The sequence below is a fragment of the Klebsiella sp. MISC125 genome (genome assembly GCF_051131775.1).
In the GTDB taxonomy this organism is placed as follows: domain Bacteria; phylum Pseudomonadota; class Gammaproteobacteria; order Enterobacterales; family Enterobacteriaceae; genus Klebsiella.
In genome coordinates, this window is record NZ_CP180448.1 from 3461026 (window position 1) to 3479745 (window position 18720).

An 18720-nucleotide genomic window follows, 5' to 3' on the forward strand; every position below is an offset into this window, starting at 1 on the left:
TTGATTCCCTTACTTTTCGTTTTGCCAGAAAGCCGATAAGCACGGCCACGTCAGAAATTCAGTTACCGGAAGATGCAAATCCGCCCCGGCTAAAGCCTCGCCCACCCCGACTGACAGCATGCCGCTGGCGTTGATAGCATCGATACCCGCCTGCGCATCTTCGATCCCAATACAGGCTTCAGGCCTGACCCCCAGCCCTTTACAGGCGGCCAGAAATATTTCCGGATCCGGCTTCGAACGGGTGATTTGCGACGCATCGGCGCAAAAATCAAAAAAATCCGTCAAATTCAGCGCACATAAAATGGCCGGAGCGTTGAGCGAAACCGAGGCAAGACCGACCAATACCTGTTGTTCGCGCAGCGTACAAAGCAGTTCCCGAATGCCTGGCAGCACCGACTGGGCAGTCAGTTCACGCAGTGAGTGCACGTACAGCGCATTTTTTCGTGCTGCCAGTTGCGCACAGTCGTCAGCGCTAAACGCCCCCTCTTTGCCGCCAAAACGCAGAATACGTTGCAGCGATTCCCCCCGGCTGATGCCCTTCAGGCTGTCGTTGAACGCTTCATCAATAACAATGCCAATCTCGTCGGCTATCTGCTTCCAGGCGAGGAAATGCAAATGCGCGGTGTCGGTGATCACCCCGTCTAAATCAAAAATAATGGCCTGTGGTTTCATTCATTCGCCCTCCCTGGTAGCGGTCCCAATTGTGGATAAAATAAAGTCACTCAACTTCAATACCTTCTCACCGTCAACGACAACCCGGTGACCATTGAGCCACAGCGTGACCGGCGCGGAGCTATCCATGCAAATCGTGCCGCTATCTATGGAGATAAACATGTCGCATCCCTGCCAGCGCAACGGAAACGAGAGCCGCTGCCACGCCCCAGGCAGCGACGGGTTCAGATGCAACTCCCCGTAGCGCACGCTGACGCCCGCAAATCCCTGGATCGCGCCCAGCCAGATGGCCCCGGTGGCCGCCGCGTGAATACCATCATCACAGCTGTGCGGATCGTCGCCGAGATCGATAAGCGTCCCGTCGCGCCAGAACCGGTAACCCTGTTCCGGGTCGCCGCAGCGGGCGGCCACAATACCGTGGATCGCTTTGCTTAAAGAGGAGTCATGAATGGTACGTGGTTCATAAAAATGCAGGTTTGCCCGACAAATTTCCGGCGTAAACGCCTCCGGCAACATGTAGGTCAGCATCACCACATCCGCCTGTTTGAGAATTTGCATCTCGTTAACTTCAGCGCGCGAGTAATCAAGCAGAATGGTCTGCTTGCCGGCCTTCGCCTTATAGGACGATAAATCGATAACCGGCTTGCTGAGAAATGAATCATCCTGCGGCAACACGCCATCCGCCTGAACTTCCGGCCGCCACAGGTGCTGCAAAAAATGTTCAGCGCGTTGCATAAACGCTTCGTCAGCCATCCCCAGTTCGCGGGCAAAATGCAGAGCCTGCGCGACGTTGTTCCAGGCCATATAGTTGGTAAACGCGTTGTTATTCACATGCTCGGTATATTCATCAGGACCGATGACATCATGAATTTCCAGACGTCCGTTGACCTCAACCGCGCGGCTAATCCAGAACCTCGCAGTATCTAACAGCAGCGCCATGCCTTCACGAGACACAAACGCCCGGTCTCCGGTCGCCTGCCAGTAAGCAACCACGGCCCAGGCAATATCTGCAACCAGATGGTGTTCAGCCAGCGCGGAAGCCACTTTTTGCCGTAATCCGGTTCGGATGTTGATGGCGGCAAATTCCGGGGTCTCTTCCCTGCCGCTGCGCGCGCTTTCCCAGGGAAACAGCGCGCCCTGCCAGCCGTTCTTCCTGGCTTTTTCCCGTGCGCCCGGCAGGTTATGCCAGCGATAGCGCAGTAGATTTCGGGCAATATCTGGCTCGGTGAACAGATGAAACGGCAGCAAAAAGACTTCGGTATCCCAGAAAATGTGCCCTTTATAGCCCTCCCCGGTGATGCCCTTCGCGCCAATGCTGCTACGTTCATCATGCGCTGGAGTCATGATGCGCAAGTGATAAAGCGCATAATCCAGCGCCTGCTGATCGGCGCTATTGTGGCTCACAACCTGAACGCGACGACGCTGCCACCATGCCTGCCAGTTCGCCGCCGACTCCGCAAATAGCGCGTCGTAACCGCGTTCAGCGCAAGCTTCCAGCCGACGCAGGCCCTGGCGACTCCAGCTCTCCACAGAAAGAGACTGCTCGCTGCGCCAATCGATCCAGGTGAGCTTCTCCAGCGTCAGGCTTTGCCCCGCGTTGACCTGCGCGCTGTTGTGTTGCAGTAAACGACGCTCTTTCGCCGTAAAGCAGCGCTGCACATCGCCTTTCACACAACAATAAGACGAAATCGCAACGTCATGGCGGCCATCCTGAGTGGTATAGATCCCCTGAAGAAGATGCTGCCCGAACACTCTGACCTGAATTTCATCCAGATGCTGGCGACCGTGATTGGTCGTGGTAGCGTCAATTCCGGTCGATAGCGAAATCGTCGCCTCACCGTCCAGCGGGGTAATCACCACCGTCATAGCCAACAGCGGCAGTTGCTCCGCCGAGGCAAAACGTCGGCTCTCAATCGCAAAACGCGCGCCGCCGGGCGATCGCCAGAGAATTGTTCGCCGCAGTTCCCCGGTCGCAAAATCGACGTGGCGCTGCCAGCTTTCAATGGTGCCGCTCAGCAGAGAAAAGATCTCGCCGTTCAGGACAATATCCACGCCGATCACGTCCGGTAGATTGACCAGTTCGTTGATCTCATTTTTTCCTGCCCGATGATAAAGTCCGGCCAGAAACATGCCGCGCGTCTGTTGCGTGTAATCTTCTTCGTGGCACGCGCGAATGCCCATATAGCCATTGCCTGACGCCATCAGAGAGGCGAATTTATTCAGGCTATGCGGGCAAAAAACCGGATCGGTTAACATTACAGGCTTAGTCATAGTTCCACACACATCCCTGTTTCTGCGGATTGATAAAGCGCCGCCACCAGTTGTTGAATCACCAGCCCCTGCTCGGCGTCAGCGATCGTGACCGGTTCTCCCTGAACATGTTTCACGAAGGCTTCCATACTGCGAAAATGACGGTTGTCATCCGCTTGTTCACGCTGGCACAGCACGTTGAGCTCACCATCACGATCGTTATAAACCTGCGCCGGGAACAAGGTTGCCCCCGCTTTATCGCCGCAAAAGTTCACGTTCATAATCGATTGTTCGGGGATATTCAGCGCAAAGGAGGTTTCGAGACGCAAAATGCCGCCATTGTGAAATTCAATGGTGCCAAATAGTGAATCTTCCACGGTATAAGTCGCGGGATCCCACTCGCCGAACTGACCGCTATTTTTGCGGGTGCCAATCTTCTGGAAGCTGTGAGCGAAGACATTTTTTACACGGGGAAAGCCCAGCACGTACATCGCCGCATCCAGCATGTGAACACCAAGGTCGATCAGCGGCCCGCCGCCCTGTAGCTCTTTATTGGTAAACACGCCCCAACCGGGCACGCCGCAGCGCCGCAGCGCACGAGCATTAGTGACGTAAATCTCCCCCAGTACGCCCGCCACGACCTGTTCGCGAAGCAGTTGTGTATCAAGCGCAAAGCGATGGTGAAAATCATAAGCCAGCACCTTACCCACTCGCCGGGCGGTATTGCACATCTCAAGGGCCTGCTCCGGCGTCATGGCTGGCGGCTTCTCACACATCACATGACAACCAGCCTCCAGCGCCAGCAGTGTGTGTTCATAATGAAAACGGTTAGGCGAGCAGACGCTGACAATATCCGGCTTCACGTCGCGTAACATTGCCTCAAGGTCATCCCATGCCTGCGCATTACCGTATTTATCTGCCAACGCCTGGGCCTGAGACAGGCGGCTGTCACAGACAGCCACCAGTTCCAGATCGTCGCGGGTGCAGTAGTACGAAGCATGAACTTTATCCGCTACCTGCCCGGCACCAATAATGGCGACGCGTAGCGGAGAGCTTGTCATTGCACTTTTCACGGAAATCCTCTTAGCAGGTGCGCAGCCAGGCCAGCGACTGGCGGTAGGCTTCCGGCAGGTTATCTGCCCTTACCCGTCCCTCATACACCACGTAACCCTGGTAGTTGTCCTGCCGCAACTGGTCGAACAGCGCGGCGAAATCCAGGGTGCCGGTACCCGGCTGATAGCGGTGGTTATCGGCGATATGTATATGCCCGAGCAGATCGCGGTTGTCGTGCAGCGACTGCGCCATATCGTCTTCTTCGATATTCATGTGATAGAAATCGCCGATGATCTGCACATGCTTCAGGTCGTTTTCCTCGATATAACGACGAGCGTCGGCGAGAGTGTTGATCATGTGATCCTGATAGCGGTTGAGCGGCTCCAGATACACGACGGTACCGGTGCGTTCCGCCACTTCATCAAGAAAGCGCAGCGAGTCGTTCACCGCTTTGCGGTCACCGGCCAGGCTACGTGGCGAAACCATCGGCGGTAAGCGGAAAGTGAACATGCCCCATGCAGCCGGGACAATAATGCCCTTGCCGCCCACTTCCGCCAGCGCTTCCAGAATGCGCTCGATTTGCTGCAAGCCATTCAGACGACGCTCTTCGATAAAATCACCGATCCAGCCGTCGTAGCCGCCGCAGGCGGTAGTGACCGGCAGGCCGGTTTCTTTAATCGCCGCTTTCACTTCGTCAAGATTATTCACTAACAGTTTGCCGTCGATTTCAAAGCCGTCGAAGCCCATTTCTTTGATATAGCGGAATTTTTCCAGAATATTTTCCGGGAAGAATGCCTGATTCTGAGTACCAATTTTCATCTTATTCATTCCTTTGAAATTAAAACGTCACGCCCATTTTGATGCTCTTTTCCGGATGCTGGTCGACATACTCCATGTAGCTTTCCGGACTGTGGGTAAAGGTGACAATCGGATCGATAATCTCTTCACAATCGAGGTATCCGTTCATCAGCAGTTCCCAGCAGGTGTTTTCGATACGCTTGCGGCTCCAGCGCGGATAGTCCGGATTCGGCTCGCTGCATGCGCGGGCGAAAACAATTTTCGCGTTGTTGAAGTGCGCTTCACGCCCGAGGTTAAACCCGGCAGCGAAGGGTTTAGCGAAGGCCACATAGGAGATGGTGCCGCCGTAGGCCAGGCCGCGAAGCGCTGATTGCAGCGCGTCCGGGTAGCCGCTGGTTTCGATGATCACATCAGCGCCCTGCTTGCCGGTCAGCTTCTTAATTTCCATCCCCACGTCAGTACCGATAGGATTCAGGCAGAAATCCGCGCCGTGGCGACGGGCGATATCGCAACGATGGGTAATCGGGTCAACGCCGATCACCACCGATGCGCCCGCTTTTTTCGCCAGCTGCACCGCAATCTGACCAATGGCGCCCAGTCCGACAATAACCACAAAATCCCCAACGCGTACGTTCGCATCGCGCACGCCGCTCATGGCAAACTGCGCCGGGTCGTAGCAGACCGCGTTTTTCCAGGAGCTGCCTTCCGGCATTTTGCGCAGTTTGTAATTATTCACCGCGTTGAAAATCACCGTTTCAGACAACGGTCCGTAGCCACATACGCTGTCGCCGATAGCGTAGTCAGTCACGTCGCTGCCGCATTCGATGATGTCGCCTACCACCATGTTGCCTAACTGGAACTTACCAAATTCGATACCGCGCGGCGCGCCTTCTGGACGCGGCATAAACATCTGCCACTCGGCGTTGAAATCTTCATCAATAAACGGGCTGACGCCGCGGAAATCCACAACTTCAGTACCATGTTTCGGCGCACCGAACCGGACGCGGATTTTCACTTCGCTCGCTGACACGGCTCTGTCTTCATATTCCACTAATGCCGCAACGCGCGGTTCAGTTGCCACTAACTTTTTCATTCATAACTCCTTAATTAAAATCGGCCGCTTTAGCCCTTCACGCCGCCAGCGGTCAAACCACTTTTAATAAAACGTTCAGAAAGTGCGTACATAATGACCACCGGTAGCGCGGTTACCAGCGATGCGGCCATCATGCGTCCCCAGATATAGTCAGGCGTGCTGAACAGCGCGTTCAGGCCAACCGGGAGTGTGAAATTGCTGGCGCTGGAAAGGAAAATCGAGGCGAACAGATAGTCGTTCCAGGCCACCATAAAGCAGTAGACGAAGACCGATACCAGCCCCGACATCGCCAACGGCACGGTAATGCGGAAAATGATTTGCAGTCGGTTAAGGCCATCCATCATTGCCGCCTCTTCAATCTCATCCGGGATGGTGTCGAAATAGCTCTTCAGCATAAACACCGCCGTCGGCAGCGTCTGCGTCACCATGGTGATGATGAGCGCCATTTCGGTGTCGTAAATTCCCAGCGCAGTGATGATCTTGAACAGCGGCACCACCAGCAAAATGCCCGAGAACATATAGACCGTGTAAAAACTGGCGTTGATGGTCATCCGCCCCTTGAAACGCAGGCGGGAGAGTGCATATGCCCCGAGAATGCCCAGAAACACGGCCACCACGGATGAAACGACTGACACCACCATGCTGTTGCGGAAGTAATCAACAAACGGAAAAATCAACGGGTTAAAAATGTCGACGTAATGCTCCAGCGTCCAGTGCTGCGGTAATAGCGTTGGATGCAGGGAGATCGCCTCTTTGGCGCTCTTAAACGAGGTCATCAGCATCACAAAAAACGGAAACAGCGTGATGACCAAAAAGACAATTAACCCGCAGTAAAAGCCGATACGGCCGAGCGTGCGCTTATTTGTTGCCATTGAGGTTCACCCGTTTTCTGGTCAGCAGGATAACAGCGAAAATGATGACGAAGAGGACCACGGAAATGGCCGCCGCTTTGCCTAAGTCGTTAAATGCAAACGCTGTTTTGTAGAGATACACCCCGAGAATATCGACTTTAGTCGTCAGCAGATAAACGTCGGCGAACATATAGAACATCCAGATGGTGCGCAGCGTGACCACGGTGGCCAGCACCGGCATGATCGCGGGCAGCGTGACAATACGAAACCGCTGCCAGGCATTCGCGCCGTCCATCTCCGCCGCCTCATACAGCGATTTATCGATGGTCTGTAAAATCGCCAGAAATGAGATAAAGGCATAAGGGAAGTAGCGCCAAATGGCGAACAGCACCACCAGAACAAAACTGCTGCCCGGATTATCGAACCACAACGGCGCCTGATCGTAGAGATGAAGCAGATCCACGCCGAGGTAGTTCACAATGCCGTAGCCGTTGTTGAACATGTACTTCCAGGCAAACACCAGCGAAATGGAAGGCGTCACGTAGGAGAGAATCACCAGCGAGCGCGCCGTTTTGCGCAGGCGAAATTCGCGGTTAAAGAACATCGCCACGCCCAACCCCAGCACCGTACTGCCGGCCACGACCAGCGCGGTATACCAGACCGTCATCCATAGCGAGTGCCAGAATCCAGGATCGGAGAGAATGCGAATATAGTTGCTCAGCCCGACAAACGTGGAATCGATGCTCGGATTAAGCGGCAAACGCAAAAAGCTGATTTCGATATTCGAGATCATCGGCCAGGCCACCAGGCCTCCCAGCAGCAACAAGCTGGGAGCCAACAGCAGCATGGCAAATGGCATATCGGAACGACCAGAAAATAACCTATTCATCACACCATTCCACTTCCGCATTAACGCTGTTCAACAAGTTCATCGAGTTTTTTCTGGCTGCCATTGATCGTCGTAGAAAGGTCGGCTTTGCCTACCGTGACGTCATGAACCATCTTGCTTACCACACCTGAACCCGTCACATCGCCCATACGGGTAAAATTCTTGTCCCCTACCGCGCCAAACACCTGAATATTGGGCAGTTCTGCGATGAGTTGTGCTGGCAATTCCCCCAGCGCATTAATGACATCGTTTCCTTTCCAGGCCGGCGTATTCACGACCGCCTTGTTAACCGGCAGCGCAGCCCCCGGCGACATCAGCACCCAGTCGGCAATGTTGTTGGCCTGCTCCATAAAGGTGACAAATTTTTCAGCGGCTTCCGTCTCTTCTGTTTTCTGCCCATTGGTGATGGTGAGCGAAGTCAGCATGCCGTAAACCGCCGAATTTTTTTCCGTCGGGACCATAAAGCCAACGTTCTTCGGATCGCCCTCTTTGATGACCGCCGGGAGGATATAGGTGGAATAGATAGCCATCGGCGCGGTGCCGTTCATAAAGGCGTCTTTCACTTCCATAATGTCGTTAGAACCCGGCATCGTGTTCTCGGCCAGCGAGCGGTAATACCCCAGCGCCTGAGTCATTTCCGGCGTATCGAGGGTGATCTTGCCCTCGGCATTAAAAACGTTGGCCTGGTTCGACAACGCAAATTGCGAGAAGGACTGCTCTGTCAGGACGCTCTCAGCGGTGGGTAATGCGATGCCATATTTTTTATTGCTCGGATCGTTAAGTTTTTGCGCCACCGTCAGCAGTTGCTGCCAGTTTTTCGGCTCTTCAAGCCCGGCCTTAGTCAGCACATCTTTGCGATACCAGATACCGCCAATCCAGGCGCTGACCGGTACGCCCGTCCATGCGCTACCATCTTCAGTGCGAACAATACGCAGCACGCCGTCGTAGAACGCACCTTCCCCCACTTTCTGGATAACGTCTTTCACCGCATTGCGGTCAATAAGCTGCTCTTTATCCATTACCTTGGCGTAGTCGTGGCTGGTCTCGATCACCTCAGGTAATGAACCGCTTCGCGCCAGCGTGATGACCTTGGTGTTGTAGGCATCCTCTTCCACCGGAACCTGCTTCACCGTGATGCCAGGGTTTTCTTTTTCGAAACGTTCAATCAGTTTTGTAATAACCGCCTGACGTTCCTGTTCCACAGAGGAATGCATAAATTCGATGGAGACGTTGGATTTATCTTCATCTTTACACCCGGAAATCAGGGCGCAGGAAACCAGTGCTGATATCAGCACAATCTTTGATTTAAGCATTAGATATTCCTTTTTATTTTTTAATCCACATAACCTGCCACGGAGACAACATGACATGCTTATCCGTTATATTTTCACCACCTATCAGATCGAGTCCATTTATCTGATCTATATTTACACTCTGTTTGCTATCGCTGACGTTAAACAATGCCACGATGGATTCACCGATATCTGCCTCACGAATAATTTGCATGACGCAAGGCGAAAGATAATTGATGGAAAAGTGGCTGTCAGGATGAAAGGCTTTATTATTTCGACGAAGCATAACAAGATGCGATAGCTTATGATAAATAGCATAACGCAATGTATCGTCGTTTTTTATTTCAGTTTCAATTTCATCGATTAAATATTTCTTGCGATTGATAGCTCGATTATATCCCTGTTGCTCTACACCGTCATAGTCATTACGCGAACCCAATATGCTTTGAATATAAATCGCGGGTACCCCAGGAAAGCTTAATAAGATCGCGTGCGCAAGAGTAAAGCGGGCAATGCGCTCATCGTCGCTGCTGTTACGACCACTAAGCGCATCCATATAGGTGACGTTGATTTCATAAGGGCTGCGCGTGCCGTCCGGGTTATTTTTCCAGTTAACCAACGCCCCCTCTTGCTGCAACGACTCAACCAGTTGCACGATTTCCTCTTCCGGCAGCAGGCCGCGAAGCGGGTTCAACCCAATGCCATCATGTGAGGCGAGAAAGTTAAACCAGGTCGTTTTATTCGATGGCAAGATTAATGACTGCGCCCAGTCGCACAGTACTCGCACATCCTGCCGCTGCACGGCGTGCAATACTAACGGAGGCAGCGAAAACTGATAGACCATATGAGCTTCGTCATGGCCATTGCCCAAATAAGAGATGTTGTCTTTGTGTGGAACATTGGTTTCGGTGATGATAATCGTACCCGGAGCCACTTCATCGGAGATAGCCCTTAATAACTTGATTAACTGGTGCGTTTTATCCAGGTGGATACAGGTGGTACCCGGCTCTTTCCACATAAACCCAACCGCGTCCAGGCGGATATAATCGGCCCCCTGTTCAAGATAGGCCAGCAGCACATCGACCATGGCCAGCAGCACTTCAGGGCTGCGGTAGTTCAGATCGACCTGGTCTTCGCTGAAGGTCGTCCAGAGATGACGAACCGAATTATCCTGCATAATAAAAGGCGTCAACAGCGGCAGCGCTCGCGGACGGGTTACCGCACTGAGATCGGTCTCAGGAGCAACGTCAATAAAGAAATCTTCAAACCCAGGAGCTTGCTGTAAATAGTTTTTAAACCACTCACTTTTGGCCGACATATGATTACAAACAAAATCAAACATTAATCGGCTACGTTGGTTCAGTACATTTATATCGCACCATTCACCAGTTTCACTGGCAACCTGGTGATAATCAATCACTGAGAATCCATCATCTGATGACCAGGGATAAAATGGCAAAAGATGGACATGAGAAAAAATAGATTCTAACCATTTTGCATAAAACTGATTGAAAGTCGGGAGCGGTTTTTTCTCCTGACTGCGGAATTGATCGGCGTACGTAATAAGTACGACATCTCCTTCATCCCAACCCTGCTTGCGCTGTTTTTTTATTAATAATCGTGATTTATTAATACGCTCACTTAGAGCCTGTGAATGATGCTCTAAAAATGTTTCCCCATAAACTTCTGTCAGGATTTTTTGGATTTCTGTGTTCACTTTAATTTTCCATGGTAGCGGTCCCACGAAAAAGGAGACTACTCCATGAAAAATAAGCTGTCAATCAGATGGGAGGGTTCACGGGGGGACAAAAAAGGATTTTAGCAGCCCCAAAAATCGTATTTGTGAGCTGCCGCAAATAAACAAGTCGTTTGTAGCCTGAGTGTTACATGAATTATACGATTCTGTGGTTAACCATGATGATTAGTATAGCGTTTGGAAAACCTGGCTGCGGCGCGGCTCAATATCGGCTCCAGAACCACCGCCAGCAACATTTTTAGCGGCCGACGGGCGACGGATTTAACCGCCCAGCCAGCAACGCCGGCCGGGCCATAACGCAGCGCGGTCAGCAGAACCAGCTTGCCCGCGAATTTCAGACCTGGTTTCACTTTTTGCCCTGCCTGCTGCCATTTCATGTTCATCATTAACCTCACGTTCAGTTACAGCTGGCGAAAACGACTGCGCAGCGAAAAGGTATCGGAGGTGACGTAACGTTCCATTTCACGTAAACGACGCTCCCCCGCCGCCAGTTCCTTATCTGCGGCAGCCAACAGTTCTCCACTGCTCGGCATTTTTTCACCATTCAGTTCGCTTTCCGGCATCGGATCCAACGCGAATGAGAGAATAATGTAGGCCACGACCACAAACAGGAACAGGCCAAAAATCATTGCCAGCACGGTAATCAGGCGCACCAGCTTCACCGGCACGTCCAGATACTCCGCGATACCGGCGCAAACCCCTTTCACCATGCCGCGCTGCGGAATGCGCCACAGTTTTTTACTCAAATCCAGTCCGCCCATTATTGGTCTCTCCAGTTCGGATGCTCAGCATCAAGAATGGCTTCCAGCGCCTGAATACGCTCGCGCATCCGCTTAGCGTCATCGGTCAGTTGCAACAGACGCTGCTGTTCGTTCTGCGATAAGCTGCCGCTGGCGGTGCGATTGTTGTAGTGCAGCCAAAGCCAGACCGGCAAAACAAACAGCACAAACAACGTCAAAGGGATGGCGAGAAAAAGCATGCTCATGTCGACTCCTTGCAGGTGGCAGCGGCACATCTCGGTGCCGCCCAAAAACGATTACTGGTTATTTTGATTCATTTTGGCTTTCAGCGCCGCCAGCTGCTCGCTGATTTCATCGTCCGCTTTCAGGTCGGCGAACTGCTGATCCAGCGATTTGTCTTTGCCAAAACGATGGCTTTCCGCTTCGGCTTCCATATGATCGATACGGCGTTCAAACGATTCAAAACGCGCCATCGCCTCATCAATCTTGCCGCTATCCAGCTGACGACGAACGTCGCGGGAAGAGTTGGCAGCCTGATGACGCAGCATCAACGCCTGCTGACGTGCGCGGGTTTCGCTCAGTTTGTTTTCCAGCTCGCCGATCTCTTTTTTCATCCGCGTCAGGGTTTCATCAACCAGCTGCGCTTCATGTTCAAGGCTACCAATAAGATCGGTCAGCTTCTGTTTTTCGATAAGCGCAGCGCGAGCCAGGTCATCTTTCTCTTTACGTAACGCCAGTTCAGCTTTGTCCTGCCATTCACCCTGCTGGGCGACGGCCTGCTCAATACGACGACTCAGTTGTTTCTTTTCAGCCAGCGCGCGCGCCGAGGTCGAACGGACTTCAACCAGCGTGTCCTCCATCTCCTGAATCATCAGTCGAACCAGCTTCTGCGGGTCTTCCGCTTTCTCCAGCAGGGAGTTGATGTTGGCATTCACGATGTCGGCAAAACGAGAAAAAATACCCATAATTTCAATCCTCATAGTTCTTGGTGTCAGGCATCGGCCTGTGCAATGATTAATACAAATGGCGTGCCAACTTTTTATCTCATTGATTTTAAAAGATGAGGTTGTTATCTGCACAGTGGATTGCTAAAGTGATTTAGTGAATCACACTACTAAATGGCGAAATTCATCATGGCGGAATACAAGGACAACCTGCTCGGCGAAGCCAACAGCTTTCTTGAGGTGCTGGAGCAGGTCTCACGGCTGGCACCGCTGGATAAACCAGTGCTGGTGATCGGCGAGCGCGGTACCGGTAAAGAGCTTATCGCCAGCCGCCTGCACTTCCTCTCTTCCCGCTGGCAGGGGCCGTTTATCTCGCTGAATTGCGCCGCGCTCAATGAAAACCTGCTCGACTCCGAGCTGTTCGGCCACGAGGCCGGAGCGTTTACCGGCGCCAGCAAGCGCCATCCGGGGCGTTTTGAACGTGCTGATGGCGGCACCCTGTTTCTTGATGAACTGGCAACCGCGCCGATGCTGGTGCAGGAAAAACTGCTGCGGGTGATTGAATATGGCGAGCTGGAGCGCGTTGGCGGCAGCCAGCCGCTGCAGGTTAACGTTCGCCTGGTGTGCGCAACCAATGCCGACCTGCCGCTAATGGTAGAAGAAGGACTGTTTCGCGCCGACCTTCTCGACAGGCTGGCCTTCGATGTGGTGCAACTGCCGCCGCTGCGCGAGCGGCACAGCGATATCATGCTGCTCGCCAGGCAGTTTGCTATCCAGATGTGCCGCGAGCTCGGGCTTCCGCTATTTCCCGGCTTTAGCGAGCGGGCGACGGAAACGCTGCAAAACTACCGCTGGCCAGGAAATATTCGCGAATTGAAAAATGTGGTTGAGCGCTCGGTCTACCGCCATGGCAGCAGCGACAGCGAGCTGGATAACATCATCATTAATCCCTTCCACCAACGGCAAACCTCACCGGTCGTCGCAGAAAAAAATAACGCCGGGCCTGCGCTGCCGCTCGATTTGCGTAGCTTCCAGCACCAGCAAGAAAAGAGCCTGCTGGAGATGAGCCTGGAGCAGGCAAAATACAATCAGAAACAGGCAGCGGAATTGCTCGGTCTCACCTACCACCAGCTACGGGCGTTGCTTAAGAAGCACCAGCTCTGAACCGAACGCAGGATTAGAAAAATAAGTGACGCCGTCACTAAATTATCGATGCATTAATGGTTAATTATTTGTAACTAGCAAGATGCTTCAATGTGAATTATCATCTGCGCCATGACCATTCAACGGACTGAAAATACAGATGATTCCGGTTAATTCCTCGACACTTAGCCGCTATGCCGCGCACGTCAGCTTAATCCATACTATGAAAGGCCATAAGGCCCCTGCGCTGTCGGTCATGATGATCTTTTCAGACCTGTGTATCCGTTCAACCGAGGATTCCTATCGCCAGCAAGGCTGGGAAATTACGCAGAAAAAAAGTGGTCTGGTACTGCGAACCTATGTTGCCACCCATCACGACGGTGATGAGTTTGAAATTACCCCCAAAGATTATATCGCGCGATATAACCAACTCCTTCCGCTGTAGCCCTCCCTGCCCAGCCGCGGTGGAAACACGGCTAACTGGAGAAACCGCTAATAAAAAGATACCATGTGGCAAAAATCAGGGTGCCCGCGCCCCGTGGGACATATGAATCTCTTTTCATAATACCTTCGCTCGCCTGACGCCAAACGCAGGGTGATTTAAGAGGTATACTCGAAGTTAATAAGCGGTTTAAATTTGAATTAGTTGGCCAAATAACCAACGCAACCATCGCTTACATTATCTCCATAAGCAATTAAGGTGGTGGTAAATGTTATTTAATATTAATAAGATAGAGCCTTTCTCTATAATCAAAAAGATACTATGCGCCTGAAATTGTCATCTCTCCTGGCAGCCGTCTCTATGCTGTGCGGACAGGCCTTTGCCGCGCCAGCGCTGCCTGCTCACGCCGATATCCGTGATAGCGGCTTTGTTTATTGCGTCAGCGGTCAGGTCAATACTTTTAATCCGCAAAAGGTCAGCAGCGGACTGATTGTCGACACGCTGGCCGCCCAGCTCTACGACCGCCTGCTTGATGTCGACCCTTATACTTACCGTCTGGTGCCTGAGCTAGCGGAAAGCTGGGAGGTACTGGATAACGGCGCGACCTACCGTTTCCATCTGCGCAACAACGTGCCATTCCAGACCACCGCCTGGTTCAAACCCACCCGCAACTTCAATGCCGATGACGTTATTTTCACCTTCGGGCGCATTTTTAATCGCGACCATCCGTGGCATAACGTCAACGGCAGCAGCTTCCCTTATTTCGACAGCCTGCAGTTCGCTGACAGCGTTGAAAGCGTGCGTAAGCTGGATAACCAGACCGTCGAATTTCGCCTGAAACGCCCGGACGCCTCGTTCCTTTGGCACCTGGCAACCCACTACGCCTCGGTCATGTCGGCGGAATATGCCGCGAAGCTGGCGCAGGGCGATCGTCAGGAGCTGATTGACCGCCAGCCAGTCGGCACCGGTCCGTTCCAGTTGGAAGAGTATCGTAGTGGCCAGTACATCAGGCTACAGCGCCATTCAGCCTACTGGCGCGGCATGCCGTTGATGCCGCAGGTTGTCGTCGATCTCGGTTCCGGCGGGACAGGTCGCCTGTCGAAATTGCTCACCGGCGAGTGCGACGTGCTGGCCTGGCCCGCCGCCAGCCAGCTCTCAATTTTGCGTGACGATCCGCGACTGCGTTTGACCCTGCGTCCTGGGATGAATATCGCCTGGCTGGCGTTTAACACTGCGAAACCACCGCTCGATAACCCGGAAGTGCGTCATGCGCTGGCGCTGGCGATTAATAACCAGCGTCTGATGCAATCGATCTACTACGGCACGGCAGAAACCGCAGCGTCGATGCTGCCACGCGCCTCCTGGGCCTACGATAATGACGCCAAGATTACCGAATACAATCCAGCGAAAGCGCGCGCCCAACTGAAAGCGCTGGGGCTGGAAAAGCTAACCCTCAAACTGTGGGTGCCAACCAGTTCGCAAGCCTGGAACCCCAGCCCGCTGAAAACCGCCGAGCTTATTCAGGCGGATATGGCGCAGATCGGCGTAAAGGTGATTATCGTGCCGGTTGAAGGTCGCTTCCAGGAGGCAAGATTGATGGATATGAACCACGATCTAACGCTCTCTGGCTGGGCAACGGACAGCAACGATCCGGACAGTTTTTTCCGCCCGCTGCTGAGCTGTGCGGCGATTACCTCGCAAACCAACTACGCTCACTGGTGTAACCGCGAGTTCGATGAAGTGCTGCAAAAAGCGCTGACCTCGCAGCAGCTGGCATCGCGTATTGAAGCCTATAAAGAGGCGCAGCATATTCTCGCCAACGAACTGCCAGTACTGCCGTTGGCTTCTTCGCTGCGTTTACAGGCTTACCGTTACGATATGAGAGGCCTGGTACTGAGCCCGTTTGGCAATGCTTCCTTTGCGGGCGTCTCGCGCGAGAAAGAAGACGAGGTGAAAAAACCATGATTATTTTTACCCTGCGCCGCTTCCTGTTGCTGCTGATTACGCTCTTTCTGCTGACCTTCGTCGGCTTTAGTCTGAGCTATTTCACGCCGCACGCCCCGCTACAGGGCGCTTCGCTGTGGAACGCCTGGTTGTTCTGGTTTGAAGGAGTACTGCACTGGGATTTCGGCGTCTCCAGCATCAACGGTCAACTGATCTCCGAGCAGCTCAAAGAGGTTTTCCCGGCCACCATGGAGCTGTGCATCCTCGCCTTCGGCTTCGCGCTGTTAGTCGGCATTCCCGTCGGTATGCTGGCAGGGATTATGCGTAATAAATGGCCGGACACCCTGATTAGCGCCCTGGCGCTGATGGGCTTTTCTATTCCGGTCTTCTGGCTGGCGCTGCTGCTGACCCTGTTCTTCTCTCTGACGTTAGGCTGGTTCCCGGTATCAGGGCGCTTCGACCTGCTGTATGAAGTCAAAACAGTCACCGGTTTTGCGCTGATTGACGCCTGGCTTTCTGATTCGCCGTGGCGTCATGAAATGATCGTCAGCGCCGCGCGTCATATGGTGCTGCCAGTGCTCACCCTCGCGGTGGCGCCGACTACCGAAGTGATCCGCCTGATGCGTATCAGCACCAGCGAAGTCTACGACACTAACTATGTCAAAGCCGCAGCGACTCGTGGCGTTTCACGGCGCACCATTTTGCACCGCCACGTGCTGCACAACGCCCTGCCGCCAGTGATCCCGCGCCTGGGTTTACAGTTTTCCACCATGCTGACGCTAGCGATGATTACCGAAATGGTCTTTAGCTGGCCGGGTCTTGGCCGCTGGCTGATCAACGCCATTCGTCAACAGGATTACGCGGCGATTTCGGCGGGGGTGATGGTCATTGGCGCGCTAGTGATCATTGTGAACGTGATATCCGATATTTTGGGTGCTATGGCTAACCCACTGAAACATAAGGAATGGTATGCCCTACGATAGCGTTTATCTGGAGAAGCGCCCGCCCGGCGCGCTGCGCACCGTATGGCGAAAATTTTATGGCGATACGACCGCGATGGTGGGTCTGTACGGCTGCGCGGCGTTAGTGCTGTTATGCGTTTTCGGCAGTTGGTTCGCTCCGTATGGCATCGACCAACAATTTCTTGGCTATCAGCTATTGCCGCCGTCGTGGTCGCGCTACGGCGAAGTCTCATTCTTCCTCGGCACGGACGATCTTGGCCGTGACGTCCTCAGCCGACTGCTAAGCGGGGCGGCACCAACGGTAGGCGGCGCGTTTGTGGTGACCCTTGGCGCCACCCTGCTGGGTCTGGTGCTGGGCGTGATTGCCGGCTCTACTCACGGCCTGCGCTCAGCCATCATGAACCATATCCTCGACACTCTGCTGTCGATCCCGTCCCTGCTGTTGGCGATAATCGTCGTCGCCTTTGCCGGGCCGCACCTCAGCCACGCCATGTTCGCCGTCTGGCTGGCGCTGCTGCCCCGTATGGTTCGTTCGGTTTACAGCATGGTGCATGACGAGCTGGAAAAAGAGTACGTCATCGCCGCCCGCCTCGACGGCGCGTCGACGCTGAACATTTTATGGTTTGCGGTGCTGCCGAATATTACCTCCGGCCTGGTCACTGAGATTACCCGCGCGCTGTCGATGGCCATTCTGGATATCGCTGCACTGGGCTTCCTCGACCTCGGCGCTCAGCTCCCCTCTCCGGAATGGGGAGCAATGCTCGGCGACGCGCTGGAGCTGATTTACGTCGCGCCGTGGACGGTGATGCTGCCGGGGGCGGCAATCATGCTAAGCGTCCTGCTGGTTAACCTGCTGGGCGATGGGATCCGCCGCGCAATCATCGCCGGGGTGGAATAATGCCGTTACTTGATATCCGTAATTTAACCATCGAATTCAAGACCAACGAAGGCTGGGTCAAAGCCGTCGATCGCGTTAGCCTGACCCTGGCAGAGGGTGAAATTCGCGGTCTGGTCGGAGAATCTGGGTCGGGAAAAAGCTTAATCGCCAAAGCAATTTGCGGCGTCACCAAAGATAACTGGCGGGTGACCGCTGACCGTATGCGCTTCGATGATATCGACCTGCTGCGCCTCTCGAACCGTGAACGCCGCAAGCTGGTGGGCCACAACGTATCGATGATTTTTCAGGAGCCGCAATCCTGTCTTGATCCTTCTGAACGTATCGGCCAACAACTGAAGCAAAACATCCCCGGCTGGACCTTTAAAGGTCGCTGGTGGCAGCGCCTGGGCTGGCGTAAGCGTCGCGTCATCGAGCTGTTACACCGCGTGGGGATTAAAGATCATAAAGACGCCATGCGCAGCTTTCCCTACGAACTCACTGACGGCGAGTGCCAGAAGGTGATGATTGCTATCGCGCTGGCAAACCAGCCGCGGTTGCTGATCGCCGATGAGCCAACCAACGCCATGGAACCGACGACCCAGGCGCAAATCATCCGCCTGCTGACGCGGCTCAATCAGAACAACAACACCACCATTTTGCTGATCAGCCACGATATGCAGATGCTTAGTAAATGGGCAGACAAAATTAACGTCATGTACTGCGGGCAGACAGTAGAGAGCGCTCCCAGCGAAGAGCTGGTGACCATCCCCCATCACCCGTATACCCAGGCGCTGATTCGCGCAATCCCGGATTTCGGTAGCGCCTTGCCGCATAAGAGCAGGCTCAACACCATGCCCGGGGCGATCCCATTGCTTGAACAGTTACCGATCGGCTGCCGCCTCGGCCCGCGTTGCCCCTATGCCCAGCGTGAATGCATCGAAACGCCCCGGCTGGTGGGCGTGCGTAACCATCTCTACGCCTGTCATTTCCCGCTGAACATGGAGAAAGAGTGAA

Annotated in this window: 19 protein-coding genes; 6 read left to right on the forward strand and 13 right to left on the reverse strand. The window is 53.8% G+C overall.

Annotated features, from left to right (window positions below):
* Nucleotides 1-9: 9 nt before the first annotated feature.
* The 13 genes from pgmB to pspA all read right to left on the reverse strand — a co-directional run bounded on the left by pgmB (nt 10) and on the right by pspA (nt 12359).
* A complete protein-coding gene (gene pgmB, locus ACMYSL_RS16435) occupies nt 10-672 on the reverse strand; it encodes a beta-phosphoglucomutase (RefSeq protein WP_434659105.1) in 663 nt (220 codons plus the stop codon).
* Nucleotides 673-2943 carry a glycoside hydrolase family 65 protein gene (locus ACMYSL_RS16440; protein ID WP_434659106.1) on the reverse strand — a complete coding sequence of 757 codons (2271 nt, stop codon included), beginning with the start codon at nt 2941-2943 and terminating at the stop codon, nt 673-675.
* Nucleotides 2940-3995, reverse strand: coding sequence for a Gfo/Idh/MocA family protein (locus tag ACMYSL_RS16445; protein WP_434659107.1), 1056 nt, complete (start codon nt 3993-3995; stop codon nt 2940-2942). The genes ACMYSL_RS16440 and ACMYSL_RS16445 overlap by 4 nt, the downstream gene beginning before the upstream one ends.
* A gap of 10 nt (nt 3996-4005) precedes the next feature.
* Nucleotides 4006-4794 (reverse strand): sugar phosphate isomerase/epimerase family protein, encoded by a 789-nt coding sequence (locus ACMYSL_RS16450; RefSeq protein WP_434659108.1) that lies wholly within the window; start codon nt 4792-4794, stop codon nt 4006-4008.
* 19 nt (nt 4795-4813) lie between these two features.
* Nucleotides 4814-5866, reverse strand: coding sequence for a zinc-dependent alcohol dehydrogenase (locus tag ACMYSL_RS16455; RefSeq protein WP_434659109.1), 1053 nt, complete (start codon nt 5864-5866; stop codon nt 4814-4816).
* Between the two features lie 29 nt (nt 5867-5895).
* Entirely contained in the window at nt 5896-6738 is an 843-nt protein-coding gene (locus tag ACMYSL_RS16460; RefSeq protein ID WP_434659110.1) for a carbohydrate ABC transporter permease, read from the reverse strand.
* Nucleotides 6725-7606, reverse strand: a complete 882-nt coding sequence (locus ACMYSL_RS16465; protein WP_434659111.1) for a carbohydrate ABC transporter permease — start codon at nt 7604-7606, stop codon at nt 6725-6727. Before ACMYSL_RS16465 ends, ACMYSL_RS16460 begins: the two co-directional genes overlap by 14 nt.
* 20 nt (nt 7607-7626) lie before the next feature.
* Nucleotides 7627-8919 carry an ABC transporter substrate-binding protein gene (locus tag ACMYSL_RS16470; protein WP_434659112.1) on the reverse strand — a complete coding sequence of 431 codons (1293 nt, stop codon included), beginning with the start codon at nt 8917-8919 and terminating at the stop codon, nt 7627-7629.
* Between the two features lie 13 nt (nt 8920-8932).
* Nucleotides 8933-10642, reverse strand: a complete 1710-nt coding sequence (locus ACMYSL_RS16475; RefSeq protein ID WP_434659113.1) for a sugar phosphorylase — start codon at nt 10640-10642, stop codon at nt 8933-8935.
* A gap of 164 nt (nt 10643-10806) precedes the next feature.
* Nucleotides 10807-11037, reverse strand: a complete 231-nt coding sequence (pspD, locus tag ACMYSL_RS16480; protein ID WP_434664123.1) for a phage shock protein PspD — start codon at nt 11035-11037, stop codon at nt 10807-10809.
* An 18-nt stretch (nt 11038-11055) separates the two neighbouring features.
* Nucleotides 11056-11415, reverse strand: a complete 360-nt coding sequence (gene pspC / locus ACMYSL_RS16485) for an envelope stress response membrane protein PspC (RefSeq protein ID WP_182238173.1) — start codon at nt 11413-11415, stop codon at nt 11056-11058.
* Nucleotides 11415-11639 (reverse strand): envelope stress response membrane protein PspB, encoded by a 225-nt coding sequence (pspB, locus tag ACMYSL_RS16490; RefSeq protein ID WP_110273477.1) that lies wholly within the window; start codon nt 11637-11639, stop codon nt 11415-11417. The genes pspC and pspB overlap by 1 nt, the downstream gene beginning before the upstream one ends.
* Nucleotides 11640-11690: 51 nt before the next feature.
* A complete protein-coding gene (gene pspA / locus ACMYSL_RS16495; protein WP_112216498.1) occupies nt 11691-12359 on the reverse strand; it encodes a phage shock protein PspA in 669 nt (222 codons plus the stop codon).
* 153 nt (nt 12360-12512) lie between these two features.
* On the opposite strand from pspA, the gene pspF reads away from it, so the two are divergent.
* From pspF to sapD, 6 genes are all read left to right on the forward strand, one after another.
* On the forward strand, nt 12513-13502 hold the full coding sequence (pspF, locus tag ACMYSL_RS16500; RefSeq protein WP_182238171.1) for a phage shock protein operon transcriptional activator: 990 nt from the start codon (nt 12513-12515) through the stop codon (nt 13500-13502).
* Nucleotides 13503-13641: 139 nt separating this feature from the next.
* Nucleotides 13642-13926 (forward strand): hypothetical protein, encoded by a 285-nt coding sequence (locus tag ACMYSL_RS16505; RefSeq protein ID WP_434659114.1) that lies wholly within the window; start codon nt 13642-13644, stop codon nt 13924-13926.
* Nucleotides 13927-14244: 318 nt separating this feature from the next.
* Nucleotides 14245-15888, forward strand: coding sequence for an ABC transporter substrate-binding protein SapA (sapA, locus tag ACMYSL_RS16510; RefSeq protein ID WP_434659115.1), 1644 nt, complete (start codon nt 14245-14247; stop codon nt 15886-15888).
* Nucleotides 15885-16850, forward strand: a complete 966-nt coding sequence (gene sapB, locus ACMYSL_RS16515) for a putrescine export ABC transporter permease SapB (RefSeq protein ID WP_112216495.1) — start codon at nt 15885-15887, stop codon at nt 16848-16850. The genes sapA and sapB overlap by 4 nt, the downstream gene beginning before the upstream one ends.
* On the forward strand, nt 16837-17727 hold the full coding sequence (sapC, locus tag ACMYSL_RS16520; RefSeq protein ID WP_181482493.1) for a putrescine export ABC transporter permease SapC: 891 nt from the start codon (nt 16837-16839) through the stop codon (nt 17725-17727). The genes sapB and sapC overlap by 14 nt, the downstream gene beginning before the upstream one ends.
* Nucleotides 17727-18719 carry a putrescine export ABC transporter ATP-binding protein SapD gene (sapD, locus tag ACMYSL_RS16525; RefSeq protein WP_181482494.1) on the forward strand — a complete coding sequence of 331 codons (993 nt, stop codon included), beginning with the start codon at nt 17727-17729 and terminating at the stop codon, nt 18717-18719. Before sapC ends, sapD begins: the two co-directional genes overlap by 1 nt.
* Nucleotide 18720: the final 1 nt, after the last annotated feature.